Origin of the sequence: Rhodococcus sp. NPDC127593, from assembly GCF_042671975.1 — a bacterium.
Lineage (GTDB): Bacteria > Actinomycetota > Actinomycetes > Mycobacteriales > Mycobacteriaceae > Rhodococcus_F.
The window spans coordinates 20868-37176 of sequence record NZ_JBHXWI010000044.1 but is presented as its reverse complement, the minus strand read 5'-3'; the positions used below and the strand labels follow the sequence as shown (position 1 = coordinate 37176).

General features: G+C 68.0%; 14 protein-coding genes. 9 read left to right on the top strand and 5 right to left on the bottom strand.

Features of this window, described 5'->3' with window-relative positions; all coding sequences use genetic code 11:
- Window positions 1-75 precede the first annotated feature (75 nt).
- Complete coding sequence (locus ACFVJ3_RS33860) at window positions 76-1785, top strand: polysaccharide biosynthesis tyrosine autokinase (protein WP_378456215.1); 1710 nt, start codon at window positions 76-78, stop codon at window positions 1783-1785.
- Here the strand turns inward: ACFVJ3_RS33860 and ACFVJ3_RS33855 are convergent.
- Window positions 1750-2268 (bottom strand): protein tyrosine phosphatase, encoded by a 519-nt coding sequence (locus tag ACFVJ3_RS33855; RefSeq protein ID WP_378456214.1) that lies wholly within the window; start codon window positions 2266-2268, stop codon window positions 1750-1752. The two genes, ACFVJ3_RS33860 and ACFVJ3_RS33855, sit on opposite strands and share 36 nt — an antisense overlap.
- Window positions 2269-2373: 105 nt before the next feature.
- On the opposite strand from ACFVJ3_RS33855, the gene ACFVJ3_RS33850 reads away from it, so the two are divergent.
- The 4 genes from ACFVJ3_RS33850 (at window position 2374) to ACFVJ3_RS33835 (ending at window position 6607) form a co-directional block, all read left to right on the top strand.
- Window positions 2374-3696, top strand: a complete 1323-nt coding sequence (locus ACFVJ3_RS33850) for a UDP-glucose/GDP-mannose dehydrogenase family protein (protein ID WP_005563241.1) — start codon at window positions 2374-2376, stop codon at window positions 3694-3696.
- Between the two features lie 116 nt (window positions 3697-3812).
- Window positions 3813-4772, top strand: coding sequence for an esterase/lipase family protein (locus ACFVJ3_RS33845; protein WP_378456213.1), 960 nt, complete (start codon window positions 3813-3815; stop codon window positions 4770-4772).
- 111 nt (window positions 4773-4883) lie between these two features.
- Window positions 4884-6323 carry an Hsp70 family protein gene (locus ACFVJ3_RS33840; RefSeq protein ID WP_378456212.1) on the top strand — a complete coding sequence of 480 codons (1440 nt, stop codon included), beginning with the start codon at window positions 4884-4886 and terminating at the stop codon, window positions 6321-6323.
- A 59-nt stretch (window positions 6324-6382) separates the two neighbouring features.
- Window positions 6383-6607 (top strand): hypothetical protein, encoded by a 225-nt coding sequence (locus ACFVJ3_RS33835; RefSeq protein WP_378456211.1) that lies wholly within the window; start codon window positions 6383-6385, stop codon window positions 6605-6607.
- Window positions 6608-6618: 11 nt separating this feature from the next.
- Here ACFVJ3_RS33835 and ACFVJ3_RS33830 read toward each other — a convergent pair whose 3' ends face one another.
- Window positions 6619-7914, bottom strand: coding sequence for a YibE/F family protein (locus ACFVJ3_RS33830; protein WP_378456210.1), 1296 nt, complete (start codon window positions 7912-7914; stop codon window positions 6619-6621).
- A gap of 503 nt (window positions 7915-8417) precedes the next feature.
- Between ACFVJ3_RS33830 and ACFVJ3_RS33825 the strand changes: the two genes are divergently transcribed.
- Both ACFVJ3_RS33825 and ACFVJ3_RS33820 read left to right on the top strand, forming a co-directional pair.
- Window positions 8418-8936 carry a hypothetical protein gene (locus tag ACFVJ3_RS33825; RefSeq protein WP_378456209.1) on the top strand — a complete coding sequence of 173 codons (519 nt, stop codon included), beginning with the start codon at window positions 8418-8420 and terminating at the stop codon, window positions 8934-8936.
- 4 nt (window positions 8937-8940) lie between these two features.
- On the top strand, window positions 8941-10122 hold the full coding sequence (locus ACFVJ3_RS33820) for an MAB_1171c family putative transporter (protein ID WP_378456208.1): 1182 nt from the start codon (window positions 8941-8943) through the stop codon (window positions 10120-10122).
- On the opposite strand, the gene ACFVJ3_RS33815 is transcribed toward ACFVJ3_RS33820, so the two are convergent.
- The 3 genes from ACFVJ3_RS33815 to ACFVJ3_RS33805 are packed head-to-tail and all read right to left on the bottom strand — an operon-like array spanning window position 10113 to window position 12588.
- The gene (locus tag ACFVJ3_RS33815; RefSeq protein WP_378456207.1) at window positions 10113-10553 is read right to left on the bottom strand and encodes a hypothetical protein; all 441 of its coding nucleotides are present in this window, start codon (window positions 10551-10553) and stop codon (window positions 10113-10115) included. The two genes, ACFVJ3_RS33820 and ACFVJ3_RS33815, sit on opposite strands and share 10 nt — an antisense overlap.
- Window positions 10550-11269, bottom strand: coding sequence for an XRE family transcriptional regulator (locus ACFVJ3_RS33810; RefSeq protein ID WP_378456206.1), 720 nt, complete (start codon window positions 11267-11269; stop codon window positions 10550-10552). Before ACFVJ3_RS33810 ends, ACFVJ3_RS33815 begins: the two co-directional genes overlap by 4 nt.
- Before the next feature lie 56 nt (window positions 11270-11325).
- A complete protein-coding gene (locus ACFVJ3_RS33805) occupies window positions 11326-12588 on the bottom strand; it encodes a pyridoxal phosphate-dependent aminotransferase (RefSeq protein ID WP_378456205.1) in 1263 nt (420 codons plus the stop codon).
- 150 nt (window positions 12589-12738) lie between these two features.
- Between ACFVJ3_RS33805 and ACFVJ3_RS33800 the strand changes: the two genes are divergently transcribed.
- Together ACFVJ3_RS33800 and ACFVJ3_RS33795 are read left to right on the top strand one after the other, a co-directional pair.
- A complete protein-coding gene (locus tag ACFVJ3_RS33800) occupies window positions 12739-14139 on the top strand; it encodes a carotenoid oxygenase family protein (RefSeq protein WP_378456204.1) in 1401 nt (466 codons plus the stop codon).
- Between the two features lie 24 nt (window positions 14140-14163).
- Window positions 14164-16140, top strand: a complete 1977-nt coding sequence (locus ACFVJ3_RS33795) for a prolyl oligopeptidase family serine peptidase (RefSeq protein ID WP_378456203.1) — start codon at window positions 14164-14166, stop codon at window positions 16138-16140.
- The last annotated feature ends 169 nt before the right edge of the window (window positions 16141-16309 follow it).

Genomic DNA, 16309 nt, shown 5'->3' with positions numbered 1-16309 from the left:
CAGTCGGGTCGAAACGAAGTAGATGACAGCACGATCACGCAAGCCCCGAGCGTGAAGTCGATGGGAGACTCGATAATGGAAATACAAGACTACCTGCGGATACTGCAAGCACGATGGAAAATCATCGCCGTGACGACCGTAGTTGCTATTCTCGGCGCGCTGGGAGCATCACTGCTCACCACGCCGATGTACGAGGCGTCGACCCGCATGTTCGTGTCCACGTCGTCCGGGGCATCAGTCAACGAGATATACCAGGGCAATCTGTTCTCGCAGCAGCGAGTGACGTCCTACACCAAGCTGCTCACCGGTGAAAATCTCGCGCAGCGAACCATCGACAAGCTCGGCCTCGACATGACGGCGCCCGCACTCGCATCGCAAGTGAAGGCCAGCTCGGCGCCGGACACGGTGCTGATCGACGTCAAGGTGCAGGACTCGTCGCCGGAACGCGCCCGCGATATCGCCAACGCGCTGTCCGACGAGTTCGTCGTCATGGCACGAGAATTGGAAACGCCCGAGCGTGGCGGCGCGCCGGCGGCGCGCGTCGTCGTCGAGCAGCAGGCACAGACGCCGTCGGTGGCGGTCTCCCCGAAAACCGAACGGAACCTGGCGCTGGGTGCAGCGGTGGGCTTGCTGCTCGGTCTCGCGCTGGCAGTCCTGCGTGATCGCCTCGACAACACGGTCAAGGATCGTCGCACCGTCGAGGAGCTGGCCGGATCCGCACTGATCGGCACCATCCCGTTCGACAAGGACAGGCAGACGCAGCAGGCCATCAATTTCGCCGAGGGGCACTCGTCGAGCGCGGAGTCCTATCGCGAACTGCGGACCAACCTCCAATTCCTCGAGGTCGACAACCCGCCGCGTGTCATCGTCGTCACCAGTTCGCTGCCCACCGAGGGCAAGACGACCACCGCCATCAACATCGCGCTCGTGTTGGCGGAGGGCGGCCAGAACGTGTGCCTGGTCGAGGGTGACCTCCGTAAGCCGCGGGTGTCGAAGTACCTCGGTGTCGTCGGTTCCGTCGGTCTCAGCAGCGTCCTGGCGGGCAAGGCCGACCTCGACGCCGTGCTCCAGCCGACGCAGTACGCGGGACTCACGGTTCTGGCGTCCGGACCGATCCCGCCGAACCCGAGTGAGCTCCTCGGAACGGAGACGGCGCGCCAGGTGCTGGCGGATCTGCGCGGACGGTTCGACTACGTGATCGTCGACGCGTCACCGCTGCTGCCGGTCACCGACGCGACCGTGCTGACCGCGATGTCGGACGGCGCGCTGGTCATCGCGCGGCACGCCGAAACCAAGCGGGATCAGCTGTCGAGGGCGGTGGGCAACCTGCACAGCGTGGGGGCAACCATCCTCGGAACGATCATCACGATGACGCCGAGTCGCGGACGGGGCGTCTACGAGTACAAGTACTACTACGAGACCGACAAGTCTCTGCCGCAGATGCAGCAGGCCGTCCCCGTGCAGCCTGCCGTGCAGCAGCAGCCCCCTCAGCATCAGGCACCGCAGCCGCCGGCACCGCAGCAGCCGACCCCGTACGTTCGCGACGAGTACCCATCGCACGAGTACGGTCCGAACGGGGGAGATCCGCAGGAAGTGCCGGCCTATCAGGGTGCCCCGGCCTACCCGGGTGACCAGAGTCAGCAGTGGTACGGAGCCGCCGACCACTACGGCAACGAGCAGCAGGCGGGCGCACCGGTGCCAACCGCACCGAGACGCACCCGCCGCTACCGTGACGACCAGGAAACCTGGTCAGAGGCGGACGCTCCGCGCGACCACACCCAGTAGTTCGGCGATCTCGGACCCGATGGTCAGGAAGGTATCTTCGTCCTGTCCCATCGGGTCCGGAACGTCCTCCGGGGATTCGCCCGCCTTGTGTCTGGGACGCGCAGCAGCCAGATCGGCCACCGACTTCGCATCCGCTGCCTCGGCCAGACGGGCGGCTTCCTTGAGGGTGAACGTCTTCTTCAGCTGCTCAGGGGCCAAAGCGAGCACCTTCTCGCGCTGACGCTCGGTCATCGTCAACACCAGATCGGCCTCTGCCGCCAGATCGGCGGTGAGCATCCGCGCGGTGAAATCGCTCGGATCACCCCCGAGTCCTTCGAGGACTTGCGCGGCCGTCGGTTCCATCGGGCGTCCGACCGCGGCGCGTGTACCTGCACTTTCGGCAGTCAGATCGGTGATCCCGAGCTCCTCGGCGTATGCCACTGCGAGGCGCTCAGCCGTTGGGGAGCGACAGACGTTTCCGGTGCAGACGAAGAGAACATGCATGGGCGAAGCATAGGGTCTCGGCCCGCACCGTTCGTACACGCACTGTTGGCTTCGAACATCAGTCGGGTAAATATCGCGCTCACCTGCGCTGGTTATCAAGGGTGCATGCGCTGCACCGTGTTTGGAACCGGATACCTGGGAGCCACCCACGCCGCCTGTATGGCGGAACTGGGCCACGACGTCCTGGGCGTCGATATCGATCCCGGAAAAGTGGCGAAGCTCTCCTCCGGGGAGGTCCCGTTCTACGAGCCCGGGCTCGGGGAGGTGCTGCGCCGGAACATCGACGCCGGCCGACTGCACTTCACCACGTCCTACAGCGAGGCCGCCGAGTTCGCGGACCTCCACTTTCTCGGTGTCGGCACCCCGCAGAAGAAGGGGGAGTACGCCGCGGACCTGCGGCACGTGCACTCGGTGATCGACACGCTCGCGCCGCTGCTCGATCGTCCCGCCGTCATCGTCGGCAAGTCGACCGTTCCCGTCGGGACGGCGGCGGATCTGGGTGCGCGGGCCCGGGCGCTCGCCCCGGCGGGTGACGCCGTGGAAGTGGCGTGGAATCCGGAGTTCCTGCGGGAGGGCTTCGCCGTCGAGGACACCCTGCATCCCGACCGGATGGTGCTGGGTGTGGATCGGCAGCGCCCCGGACGCGCGGAGACCGAGTTGCGCGAACTGTATGCCCGCCTGCTCGGGGAGGACATTCCGTTCCTGGTCACCGACCTCGCCACCGCGGAACTGGTGAAGGTCTCGGCCAACGCGTTCCTCGCCACCAAGATCTCGTTCATCAACGCCATCTCCGAGGTGTGCGAGGCCACCGGCGCCGACGTCACCCAACTCGCCGACGCCCTGGGATACGACGCGCGGATCGGCCGGCGCTTCCTCAACGCCGGCCTCGGCTTCGGCGGCGGCTGCCTGCCCAAGGACATCCGCGCGTTCATGGCGCGGGCGGGTGAACTGGGCGCGAACCAGGCACTGCACTTCCTCCGGGAGGTCGACAGCATCAACATGCGGCGCCGCACCCGGATGGTGGAGTTGGCGGCGCAGGTGTGCGGGGGTTCGCTGCTCGGCGCCAACGTCGCCGTGCTCGGCGCGGCGTTCAAGCCCGAATCCGACGACGTTCGTGATTCGCCGGCACTCAACGTCGCGGGAATGATGCAGCTGCACGGGGCGGTGGTCAGCGTCTACGACCCGAAAGCGCTGGACAACTCGCGAAGACTGTTCCCGACGCTGAACTACGCGACGTCGGCGGTCGAGGCGTGCGACAACGCCGACGCCGTGCTTCTGCTCACCGAGTGGGCGGAATTCGCGGCCCTGAAACCGGAAGATCTGAACGATGTGGTGCGTGCGCGGGTGATGGTCGACGGCCGCAACTGCCTCGACGCCGCGGATTGGCGCGCCGCCGGGTGGGTCTACCGGGGGCTGGGGCGGGGCTAGCGCGCCGAGATAACGGATTGTGACTTCGCGGCACCCGCGATAACGGGTTGACGATCTGCGCTCCCGGGGCAGCGGCGGCCGGTAGCGTCAGCCTCAATCGCAACGGAGGGCTGACGATGTCGAAGGCACGTCACGGATCCCTACTCGCGCTCCTCGCCGCGGTCATCTGCGCGTTCGGCGTCACGCCCGCTCACGCTGCGGAAGTTCCGACCCTGCCGGGGCCGGCACAATCGGACGCGGGCGCGGCGATCTCGTACGCGAAGCACCATCCGCATTCAGTGCCGCCCGGGACCAACGACTTCTCGTGCCGCCCTGGTCCCGCGCACCCTCATCCCGTGATTCTCGTTCACGGCAGCGACGGCAGTGCCTATTCGAACTGGGCCGGGTTGAGCCCGAAACTGAAGGCCGCCGGCTACTGCGTGTTCGCCCTGAACTACGGACAGAAACCGGGCACCGAACACTATGGGATGCAGACGATGACCCAGGGGGCAGCCGAACTCGAGGTATTCGTCGACGACGTACTGTCCGCCACCGGTGCAGACGAGGTCGACCTGATCGGGCACTCGCAGGGCGCGACGGTGGCCCGTTACTACACCAACAGGCTCGGCGGGGCCTCGAAGGTGAACCGCTGGATCGGTATCGCGTCGCCGTCCTACGGTGGAACGTTCTTCGGGATCGCCACGGCTCTGCAAACGCTGCCCGGCGGCAACGAACTGATCGTGGGGATCGGTTCGGAGGCTCTCGCCGAGCAGGTGCAGGGATCGCCGTTCCTCACCGCGCTCAATGCCGGCGGTGACACCGTCCCCGGCGTCGAATACACCACGATCGGGACGCGGTACGACGAGGTGATCCAGCCGTACACCAACGTGACGCTGCACGACCCCGGTGCCACCAACATCCTCGTCCAGGACCTGTGCCCGATCGATCAGACCGGACATTTCAACCTGCCCTACGACCCGTTCTCGCAGCAACTGGTACTCAACACCCTCGATCCCACGCACACGGTCGTGCCACCGTGCATGTTCGTGCCCCTGGGCACGGGCATCGCGGGAGTGATCATCGCGAGCAACTTCTGAGTTGTCTCCCGCCGAACGGTTGCCCGGTTGCTGCGTCGGACCGCTTCGCTAGACTGCGGCCATGGAGTGGGGGGATTCCGGATCGAACCCGTGCACAGTCGAAGGCGGCCCATGAGTTCGGTTCTAGGTGTGTCGGTCGGTGCGAGCGCTGTGCGCTTGGCACGACCCGACTCCGTGAACCGTGACGACACCGGGAGCCGGCTCGTCCCCGATTTCCGGGCCCAGGTCGTCGCCGCGGGCCGGGATCTCCCGGAGGAACTCGCCGCCGAATCCATCGGCGTCGTCCTCGCCGGGGCACCCGACGCCGGGCAGGTCCGAGCCACCGGGGTCGCCTACCGCGACGAAGCCCAGGCAGGCGCCGTCCAGGCGGCGATGGCCCGGCAGCAGCTCGGCAACTACCAGCTCGTCACCGAGGCCTCGGCGGCACTGAAGTTCCTCGACGTCTCGGGCGCCCTCGGCCACCATGCGACGCTCGTGTTCTACGACCTGGGCAGCTCCGGGCTCACCGTGAGCGTCGTCGACCGGGCGACGGGGGAGGTGGTCGAGACGGCCCGCACCGACACCGTGAGCGGAGACGTCTTCGACCGGCTGATCCGCGACAACCAGTTGGACAACAAGCGGATCGAGGAACCCGGCGACGCGGCCGCCGGCCTCGCACTCGACCTCCGCTGTCGCGAGGCGAAAGAGCGGCTGTCCACCGGCGGCGCCGTCGCGGTGCCCGGCGACGGCGGACTGCTGTTGCTCTCCCGCGACGTGTTGGACGGGCTGATCGGTGTCACCGTCGAATCCTCGGCGCGCCTCGCCCGCGACGTGATCACGAGGTCGGGACGAACCCCGGATGCGGTGGTGCTCATCGGCGGCGGTGCACGCATTCCTCTGGTGCGCACGGTGCTGCAGTCGTGGCTCGGATTGCCCGTCGTCGTTCCCGATCACCCCGAACTCGTTGCGGCACAGGGTGCTGCGCTGCTCGCCCAGCAGGTGGTGCCGCCACCCGCCGAGGTCGCCAGGGTCCTCCCGCCGCACTACACACCGCGGTCCACACCCGGGACGGCCGTATCGACCGGATTCGACGCCGCCGTCTCGAACCAGGCTCCGAGCGCGACCGTCGCACGCACCGGTGCTCCGTCGAGTACTCCGTCCTGGCTGAGCGCCGCCGCGCCGCCGCCGAGTCAGCAGGTGGCCAAGCTCCAGATCCGGGGGGCCGCGCTGGCGGGCAGCGCACTCGCCGTGGTGGCGGTGATCGGTCTCGGGCTCGGGTACGGCAAGAACCTGCTGGCACGCACCGAGGGCTCGTCTCAGCCGGTGACCACGCAACTCACCACCGCGTCGCCGGTCGTGACCGAGATGGCCACGCCGTCGCCGACGACGCCCCCGCCGCCTGCGACGTCCGAAGCCGTCGACGCGCCGGTCCAGACGGCGTCGCAGATCCGGATTCCCGAGCCGGCGCCCGCACCGCCGCCCCCACCGCCCGCGCCGCTGTTCCCCGGTCTGCCGCAGATCCAATTGCCGCCGTTCCAGCTGCCCGAACTCCCCAGGTTCCCGGGAACGTAGTCGTCACCGCTCCGCGGGCTTACCATGGGAATGGTTCCGGCGTAGAGAGGATGTGTGCAGTGTCTGCAAATCCAGCGGAGTTCCACAGCACTCCCAGCGTTCCCAGGCCTTCGGCGGCCGCGCCGGCAGAAACGCGCCGGCTCGTCGCGTATACGAAGCCGATCCTGAAGATGTTCCCGCCCACCAGCGAGCATGCGGCCAAAGTGACGATGCTGACCGTCTACGCGCTGATGGTCATCGCCATCGTCTTCATCGTCCTCCGGGAGTTCGGCGCCTTCAGCTAACGGTCGCCGCGCTACTTGGAATGGCGGCCACCCCGTGACGGCTTGACCGCGGGGGTCGTGCCGGAAGGACCCGCGCCGATCGGACGTGCCAACATCACCGCGATCGCGGTGGTCAGCGGAACCGACAGTGCCAGGGCGATGCCACCGACCGCCGAACGCACGATCTCGATGGCCACGGCATCGCTGAGCAGTACGTCCTGGATCGACCGCCCCGCCACACTGAACAGCAACAGCAGCGGCAACGCCCCGCCGGCATACGCGAGGACGAGGGTGTAGACAGTGCTGGCGATGTGATCGCGACCGACGCGCATCGCCGAACCGAAGATCTGACGCCGGGACGCGTCGGGGTCCAGCGACGCCAGTTCGAACGCCGACGCCGCCTGCGTGATGGTGACGTCGTTGAGCACACCGAGCGAGCCGATGATGAAACCGGCCAGCAGGAGCCCGGTGATGCTGACGTGCTGTATGTACGTCTGGACGTTGGTGTTCTGCTCCTCGGAAAGTCCTGTCAGACGGGTCATCTCGATGGTGGCGTAGGACAGGACGGCGGCCACCAGCATCGACGCGAGAGTGCCCAGCAACGCCGAACTCGTTCGCAGGGAGACACCGTGAGCGAGATACAGCACGGCATACAGGATCACGGCGCCGGAGACGAGCGCCACCGGAATCGCGGGTTGTCCGTCCAGCAGGGCCGGGAGCGTGAACAGGACGAGCACGCCGAACGAGACGACGATGCCGACGAGCGCCCGGAAGCCGCGCCAGCGCGCGACCGCGATCACGACGACGGCGAACGCGAGTGCGATGAGGGTGACGGGCAGGCCGCGGGCGTAGTCCTCGAACGAGTACTCGGTTGTGCCGTTCACGTCCGTCTGACGGGACAGCCGGATGCTCTCGCCGACCCGGAGGTCGGGTTGCCCGGGTCCGGGAATGATTTCCAGCAGTGTCTGGGTACCGGAGTTGGGACCGGACTCGATGTCGACGATGCTGCGCTGGCACTCGTACGCGCCGGCGGGCGGCGGCAGCGGGGTGCCGGTGAAGACGCGCCCGGCCGACGGACTTCCACAGTCGCCGATGTTCTGCATCGTGACCGTGCCCGACTCCGTGACGACCGCACCCCCCTGGGCGCTCTGGAAGGGCTGTTCGACGTCGGCGCCCGGCTTGCCGGGCCACAACGCGATGGCGCCGATGAGCACCGCGACACCGATGGCGACGAGGAGCCCGACGACCACCTTGGCGGCCGTGGGCCCCATCGGGGCCGGTCCGTCGCTGTGGCCGTGTCCGTGTCCGTGTCCGTGGAATTCGCTCATCGGCCGCATCGCGTCGGCTGCTGGGGGGATTGTCTCGGCACGCACGACAGGGTAGTCGGACGGCGCCCGGCGACGCTGTGACGGAAGTGGCGTGCGGTACCAGTGTTGCCGACCTGTCAGGCTTGTATTGCTCTCGTGTCGCTTATATGTCGCCGGTGTGATTAGATATCGAAGCATGGCACGCAGCAGCTAATTTGCAGCGAACGCCGAACTCCACACAGGGGTGGTCCGGAACTCCGAACGAGGGGTGTGTTCCGCGGACGCCGAGCCGCTGGTGGAGAGATTTGCCGAGCTGGGTGGCGGGGTACAGGGGGGGTTGACCCCGCCACCGACCTGGCGCCCACAGGGGGGGGAGGGGCGACAGGTGCTCGCGGCACTCGAGGTGCCGGTTGCCAATCTACCGACACGGTAGGGGTATTCGTCAACCGGGTAGGTGAAATCGCCCACATGTCGTGACCTCATACCCCGACGGCCTAGGATTATGGCCGTTCGGAGGTGTTCCAGTGCGAATCTCGCGGCAGTCGCGATCCAGCAACCATCTCCGCCGGGTCGTGGCGGAGATGGGTATTGCCGTGCCCTGGAACAGGGATCAGCTCGTCGCCGGCCTCGCGGCCCGTCGTGGGCGTCCGATCCACCTGGTCCCGGTCTCGCATGCCCTGGTCCAGGGCGGTCATTCCGGCCTCTGGCTCGCACGGGCCGAGGACGACGTGATCCTCTACGCAGCAGGGACGTCGGACGTGCACGCCACCCACATCATCTGCCACGAACTGGCTCACATGGAGCTCGGCCACGACCGCGACACGATCGGGGACACCTCCGTCGACTCGACGGTGCTGTCGGTGGCCGCGCCGTCGGTCGACACGGCACGCGTGGTCAAAATGCTCGGCCGGTCCAACTATTCGAACGACCAGGAATACGAGGCGGAACTTCTCGCCACCCTGATCATGGCGGGTCGCCGAGCGAGGACGAGCGACGACACCGTCGGTGACGCACGGGTGTCGCGGATGCTCGGAACATTCTGACGCCGTGTACGCACCGCCCACCTATGTGAGCTGGCCGCTCCTCGCCGTCGTCTGGGGGACGACGCTCCTGCGCCTGGCTCTCGTCCGATCGACGGTCGCCGAACGCCGGATGAACGCCGCCGTCGTCTTCGCCTCCCTCTCCCTGGTCCTCCAGCGATCGCTGGCACAGGTCTGGCTCGACCGCTGGTTCGGGTACGGATTCGCGAACACTCTCAGCAACGTCTGCATCATCCTCACCGCGGCGTCGCTGATCAGCCTGTTCTCCGCGTGGGCGCTCGGCCCGGCGCGTCTTCCCCGCATCCACGTCGTCTCGTTGTCGATGTGTCTCGTCGCCGGGGCGATCCTCATCGGCCTGAGCACGCCCGCGCGATCGCGGGGCGTCGCCATCGCCGACGAGGGTGGCTGGCCTTTCGCGGCGTACTGCATCACGTACGCGGTTCCGATCCTGTCCGTCGCCCTGCTCAACCTGTGGATCTCGCTGAAGGCCGTGCGCAGCGCGACGCCGGGACGCGAGCGGCGGGTGTTTCTCGCGGTCATCGCCCTGTCGTTGTTCGAGGTATTCGACATGGGGGTCGTCATGACGACCGGCGTGGTCAACGCGGTCAGCGAAGACAACGCCCTGACCGAATCGCACAGCGACTCGGGGGCGTTCATCCGCCTGCTCGTCGTGTCGGCGGGCGCGCTCATCTCGGTGGGACCGGTGGCACGGGTGCTCGGTCACCGGCGGCGATCGCGGCGGGTCACCCGGCGTCTGCGGCCGATGTGGCGGACCCTGACCGGCGCGGTGCCCGAAGTGGTCCTGGAACTGCGTCCGGCGGATCGCCGGGCACTGTCCGCCCGCGGCCGCCTGGACCGCATGAGCGTCGAGATCCGCGACGCGATCATGATCCTCGACCGGCACGTGGTGTTCGAACTCGGCGGGCATACCGGCACCGCATCGCCCGTGGTCACGGCGACGCGGCTTCACCTCGCGTGCCTGGCCCGCAGGGCTGGTCACCGGGCGCACGGCACGGGCGCGACGGCCCACCTGTTCACGACCGATGTCGGCGGCGAACCGTGGGAGCTGGCCCGGATGGCCGATCACTGGCGGGACGCCGAGCACGTGGCGGCCGAACTGTGGGCGCGTCGCCTCCCTCAGTTCGGCGGCCCCGCGGACCCGTCGGCGCGCGTCCCCGCTCAGGTCTGACGAGGGTCCGGCGCCGCGACCGGCATCGGTCCGTGACTCCGCCGCAGATTCTCCAGAAGGGGAATCAGCGATTCCATCTCCGCGGTGGTCGGCTCCGCGCCGGCGTCGAGCGATCGCATCGACAGGTGCCGGACTCCGGCCGCGCGGACCGCGATCTTGAAACGGACCAGCGTGTCGTAGTCGTGGTAGCCGTCGGCGGCGAGGTACTGCTCGGGGGCATGGAAGTGCTGCGCGACCGCCCGCAGGACGTCGGGCTCGGGCGCGTGGTGATCGTTCCTGCGCAGGGACTCGATCTCGGACGGCTCGACTGGACGGCCGAGAATCCGCGACACACCCACGGCGACGGCGTCTTCGCCCGGTTCGGGACCGTCGAGGTCGTGGGCCAGCGAGAAGAGGCGGTTGACCCGCACCGACAGTGGCACGCCGTTCATGCGTTCACCTCCGCGTCTCCGCTGCGTTCAGGATCCTCGGTGGCCACAAGTTTCACCGCGTCCTCCCATCGACGCCAGAAGCGCTCCCGGGTGGCGGCGTCGAGGTCCTCTCCCCGGCCGTAGAGGAAGCGGCGATACCGCGCCTCCTCGAGTTCACGCGGGTCGGTGACCGTGGACGGTTCCTCCAGCAGTTGGCCGAACGCGAATTCGACCAGCGGCTGGCGCGGCCCGGCGGGTCCTCCGTTGACTTCCAGCAACCGCGTCACGTACGCGCCGGTGATCTTCGAGACCACACGGCTCAGTTCGCCTGCTGCTTCGGCGAGCCCCGGAACCTCGGGGTGCGCCGCGCTCAGCTTGGTGATCTGGGTGTGCGGCCCCAAGATCTCGATGATTGTGTCCAGATCCAGCGGGATCTCCGACGGCCCGAGCGTCAGCGGGCGCGAGGTCGGCGACCGGTCCTCCCCGTCGAGCGCCTCGAGGGGAGTCGGATGACCACCGTCGAGGGTGCGCGCCGCGCTGCCCGGCGCCCAGCGGAGCGCGGAGTCCAGTTTGCGGAGGGTCTCGATGCTCGGATCCGGGCCGGTCCCGTTCTCGGCGCGCGTCTGCGCGGCGTCGGACGGGCCACCCGCGGCCGTGACCTGGTCCTGTGTGAGGTTCAGCAAACGCCGTCGTCTGTGGACGAATTGTCCGAAACGCGCGCGGGTGCTGGTGACCATGCTTTTCCCCCAGGAGACACGCAAGCGACGCGCGTGTCGCTTGCTGTGTCTCGATCCTACTGCTTGTAGCTGGTGAGGAAATTTCCGAACCGCTCGATGGCGACAGCGAGATCACGCGCCCACGGCAGCGTCACGATGCGGAGATGGTCGTGGTCCGGCCAGTTGAAGCCGGTGCCCTGCACCATCAGGATCTTCTCCTGCAGCAGAAGATCCTGGACCAGCTTCTCGTCGTCGTAGATCTCGTACACGTTCGGGTCGAGGCGGGGGAAGGCGTACAGCGCGCCCTTCGGCTTCACACACGACACACCCGGAATCATGTTGAGGCGTTCCCAGGCCACATCACGTTGCTCGAGCAGTCGACCACCCGGCAGGATCAGGTCCTCGATGCTCTGATGCCCACCGAGCGCCACCTGGATGGCGTGCTGACCGGGCACATTCGGGCACAGGCGCGTCGACGCCAGCAGATCGAGTCCCTCGAGGAAACCCGCGGCGTGTTCCTTCGGGCCCGTGATGGCCACCCAACCGGACCGGTAGCCGGCGACGCGGTACGCCTTCGACAGCCCGTTGAACGTCAGGCACAGCAGGTCCGGGGCCAACGTCGCGAGTGAGATGTGCTTGGCGTCGTCGTACAGGATCTTGTCGTAGATCTCGTCCGCGAGAAGCAGCAGCTGATGCTTGCGCGCCAGGTCCACGAGCTGCTGCAGCACCTCCATCGAGTACACCGCACCCGTCGGGTTGTTCGGGTTGATGACCAGCAGCGCCTTGGTCTTGTCGGTGATCTTCGACTCGATGTCCGCGATGTCGGGGTTCCAGTCGTTGCCCTCGTCGCACAGGTAGTGCACCGGGGTGCCGCCGGCGAGGCTCGTCATCGCCGTCCACAGCGGGTAGTCCGGCGCCGGGATCAGCACCTCGTCGCCGTTGTCGAGGAGCGCCTGCATCGTCATCGTGATGAGCTCGGACACACCGTTGCCCAGGTAGATGTTGTCGACGTCGAGTTCGGGGAACCCGGCGACCAGCTCGTAGCGGGTGACGATCGCGCGCCGTGCCGACAGGATGCCCTTGGACTCGGAGTAACCCTGCGCGTACGGGAGCGCGGCGATCATGTCGCGCATGATCACGTCCGGCGCGTCGAAACCGAACGGCGCGGGGTTGCCGATGTTGAGCTTCAGGATCCGGTGGCCTTCCGCCTCCAGCCGGGCGGCGTGGGCATGTACCGGTCCACGAATCTCGTAGAGCACGTTCTGAAGCTTGGTGGACTGCTCCAGCTTGCGGTGCGGCATGCGGTGATGGCCGTGGTCTGGGTTGCTCACGAGCGTCATTCTCCCACTCCCGGGCAACCGGATTTCTACTGGTGGGTATCGGACCGCCGTCGCGACGTCGAAACACCCCGCCCGCGCAGGTGGCCGCCGTACCCTCGAGAGGGGGCCAGATCCGTCTCGTGTCCACCGCGCCCGGAGGGAAGGACGCACATGTCAGCACCGGTAACCCGTCGTCCCGGACCCGTCGACATCGCGCACCACAGCCACCTCGTGGGGGTGTTCGCGCCGCAACGGGAGGAGGTGGACGTCCGGGATCTCGAGGTGATCGGCGAGCTGCCCGCCGATCTGCACGGCACCTATCTACGCAACGGTCCCAATCCGCGCTTCGACCCGATCGGGACGTACGTCTATCCGCTCGACGGCGACGGCATGGTCCACCGAGTCGAATTGGCCGACGGTGCGGCCCGATACACCAACCGCTTCGTCCGAACCCCGATGGTGCAGGCGGAGGAGAAAGCCGGGCACGTCATCTGGCCCGGGGTCACCGACCTCTACACGCCGACGGAGGACGAAGTGGGGCCCGAACTGGCGGGCACGTCGCGCGAGCTGCCCGACATCAACATCGTCCGGCACGGCGGACGGCTGCTCGCGATGGCCGAGACCACGCTGCCGTTCCGCCTCGACCCCGCCGACCTGAGCACGCTGGGGCGGGAGAACTGTGACGGCGCCATGGATGTGGGGAGCACCGCGCACCCCAAGATCGACCCGGTCACCGGACAAATGGTGCTGTTCAACTACCAGCTCGAGGCCCCGTACCTGACGTGGTCGGTGGTGAACCGCGACGGCTCGGTCGCGCGGACACCGACGCCGGTCGAGGGTGTGGACACACCGCTGATGATCCACGACATGGCGCTCACCGAGCACTACATCGTTCTGATGCTGTGCCCGCTGGTCTTCGACATCGCCGCCGTGCTGACCGGCGGGTCCGTGCTCGACTGGCGGCCCGAGGACGGCACGAGGATCGCGCTGGTGCCCCGCGACGGCGGGCCGGTCCGGTGGACGACGCACGACGCCTACTGGGTGTGGCACTTCGCGAACGCCTTCGATCTGCCCGATGGGAGGGTGAGCGTCGACTACGTCGAGTGGACGTATCCCGGTGGATTCGCGAAGGCCCCGTCGCCGTCGCTCGGCTCGTTGGTTCGCGCCGTCGTCGACCCCGGCAGCGGACGGGTGACGCGAGAGGTGGTGTGCGACCGCGACGTCGAGTTCCCGCGGGTCGACGACCGTGAGCTGACCCGAGGGCACCGCACGGTGGCGACCGTCGGCAAACTCGACCGCAGCCAGGGCCGGCAGGATTCGCTGTGGTTCTTCGACACGGCCCGCGGCACCGAGGCGCACTGGGATCCGGGGAGCGTGTCGGTGGGCGAGCCGATCTTCATGCCCAGCGCCGAGCACGAGTACTGGGGAATGATCGGCACCGACCGGCGCGACATGTCGTCCTGGTTCTTCGTGCTGCCCGCCGACGACCCCGGGTCGGGGCCGATCGGGAAGGTGCGGCTACCGATCCGGGTTCCGGCGGGCCTTCACGGCGCGTGGCTGCCTGCGGAGTAGCGGACGGCGGAATATCCTCGGCGGATGACCTCTGCGCCTTACGGTTCCTGGCCCTCTCCGATCGCGGCGGCGGATCTCGCCTCCAGCGGCCATCCCGTCGAGGGCGGCCGGTACGTGGGCGACGACGTCTGGTGGTCCGAACTGCGACCCAGCGAAGGCGGCCGGGTCGCGGTGCGGCGCCTCGGTCTGGACGACGAACCGGAAGACGTCCTGCCGGCGCCGTGGAACGCCCGCACCCGCGTCCACGAGTACGGCGGCGGCGCCTGGACCGTCACCGACGCCGGCCGCCTGGTGTTCGCCGAGTTCAGCGATCAGCGTCTGTACCTGCTGGAAGGCGGGACACCGGTGCCGCTGACACCGGAGCCGCCGCAGCCGTGCTCGCTGCGGTACGGCGACCTGTCGGTGGTCGACGGCGAGGTGTGGGCCGTCCGCGAGATGCACGACACGGACGGCGGCGTCTCCCGCGACATCTGCGTGATTCCGCTGGACGGGTCGGCGGCGAACGATCCGCATCGAGTGCGGTCCGTCGTCGCCGGCTCGGACTTCCTGGCCAATCCGCGGCTGTCCCCGGATCGCAGGCACCTCGCCTGGATCGCGTGGGATCACCCGCAGATGCCGTGGGACGGCACCGAGCTCAGGGTCGTGGCGGTCGAGGGCGGCCGGGTGACCGGGAAGGTGCGGACACTTCTCGGCGGTCCCGAGGAATCGGTGCTGCAACCGGAGTGGGTCGGGCCCACCGAGCTGTACACGATCAGCGACCGCAGCGGGTGGTGGAATCTCTACCGCGTCGGCATCGACGATCCCGACCCGGTCGCTTTGTGCCCGATGGACGCCGACTTCGGCGGCGCGCTGTGGATGCTCGGCGGCCGCTGGCACACCCGCCGCGACGACGGCACGCTCCTGACCGTGAGGACGTTCGGAACCGACACGCTCGCCGTCCTCGATCCCGCGACCGGTTCGCTCGTGGACATCCCTCTGGACGGGCTCACCAGCGTCGGCCTCGGGGACCGCAACGGCAACCGGATCCTGCTGCTCACCGGCGGCGCCCAGACCCCGTCGGGCCTGCGCGAACTCGACCTCGACACCGGCGCACTCCGCACGGTCCGGCTGTCCGTCACCGAACTTCCCGAGGCGGCATATCTCCCCGAGGCCCGGCAGCTGACGTTCCAGGGCGCCGAACGCGAAGTCCACGTGATCGCCTACCCGCCGCGTCACCCGCGGTACCGGGGCGAGGACGGGGAGTTGCCGCCGTATGTGGCGTTCGTGCACGGCGGACCGACGTCGCGGGTCGCGCCTTCGCTGAATCCCGTGTTCGCGTTCTTCACCAGTCGCGGCATCGGCGTCGTCGACGTGAACTACGGCGGGTCCACGGGATACGGGCGCGAGTATCGCAACCGCTTGCGGGGACAGTGGGGGGTCGTCGACGTCGAGGACGTGGTGACCGCGGTGACCGGCCTGGCCGAGGCGGGCATGGCGGACCCCGGCCGGCTGGCGATCGAGGGCGGATCCGCCGGCGGGTGGACCGTGCTCGCGGCGCTGACCACGTCGGACGTGTTCGCCTGCGGTGCGTCCTACTTCGGGGTGGCGGAACTCGACGGGTTCGTGAAGGAGACACACGATTTCGAGTCCCGATACATCGACGGCCTCATCGGCCCGCTGCCCGAGGCGGCCGACCTCTACGCCGAGCGTGCACCGCTGAACAACGTTGCCGGACTGAACTGCCCGGTTCTGCTCCTACAGGGGCTCGACGATCCGATCGTGCCGCCGTCGCAGGCGGAACGGTTCCGGGACGCGCTCCTGGAGAAGGGCATCCCGCACGCCTACCTCGAATACGAGGGGGAGTCGCACGGATTCCGGAAGCTGGCCACCCTGATCAGCTCGCGTAACGCCGAACTGTCCTTCTACGGCCAGGTGCTGGGATTCGAGCCACCGGACATTCCGCGACTCGAACTCTGGCGGCCGCCAACGGCTGACCGTCGAACCGGAACCCGAACGTTTTGATACGCAAAACAAACCGGTCGTTGTGCTCTTCTCTGATTGCGGAGATGTAGAGACCACGCGGTATGAACGGAGCAGGGTATCGCGTGGGCGGCGTGGCCACGGGTAGCGTCGGAAAGAGGAGTCGATAGCCGCAGCTGAGTGAAATGGGTGTTCCCTTCGCGCGCTTCAG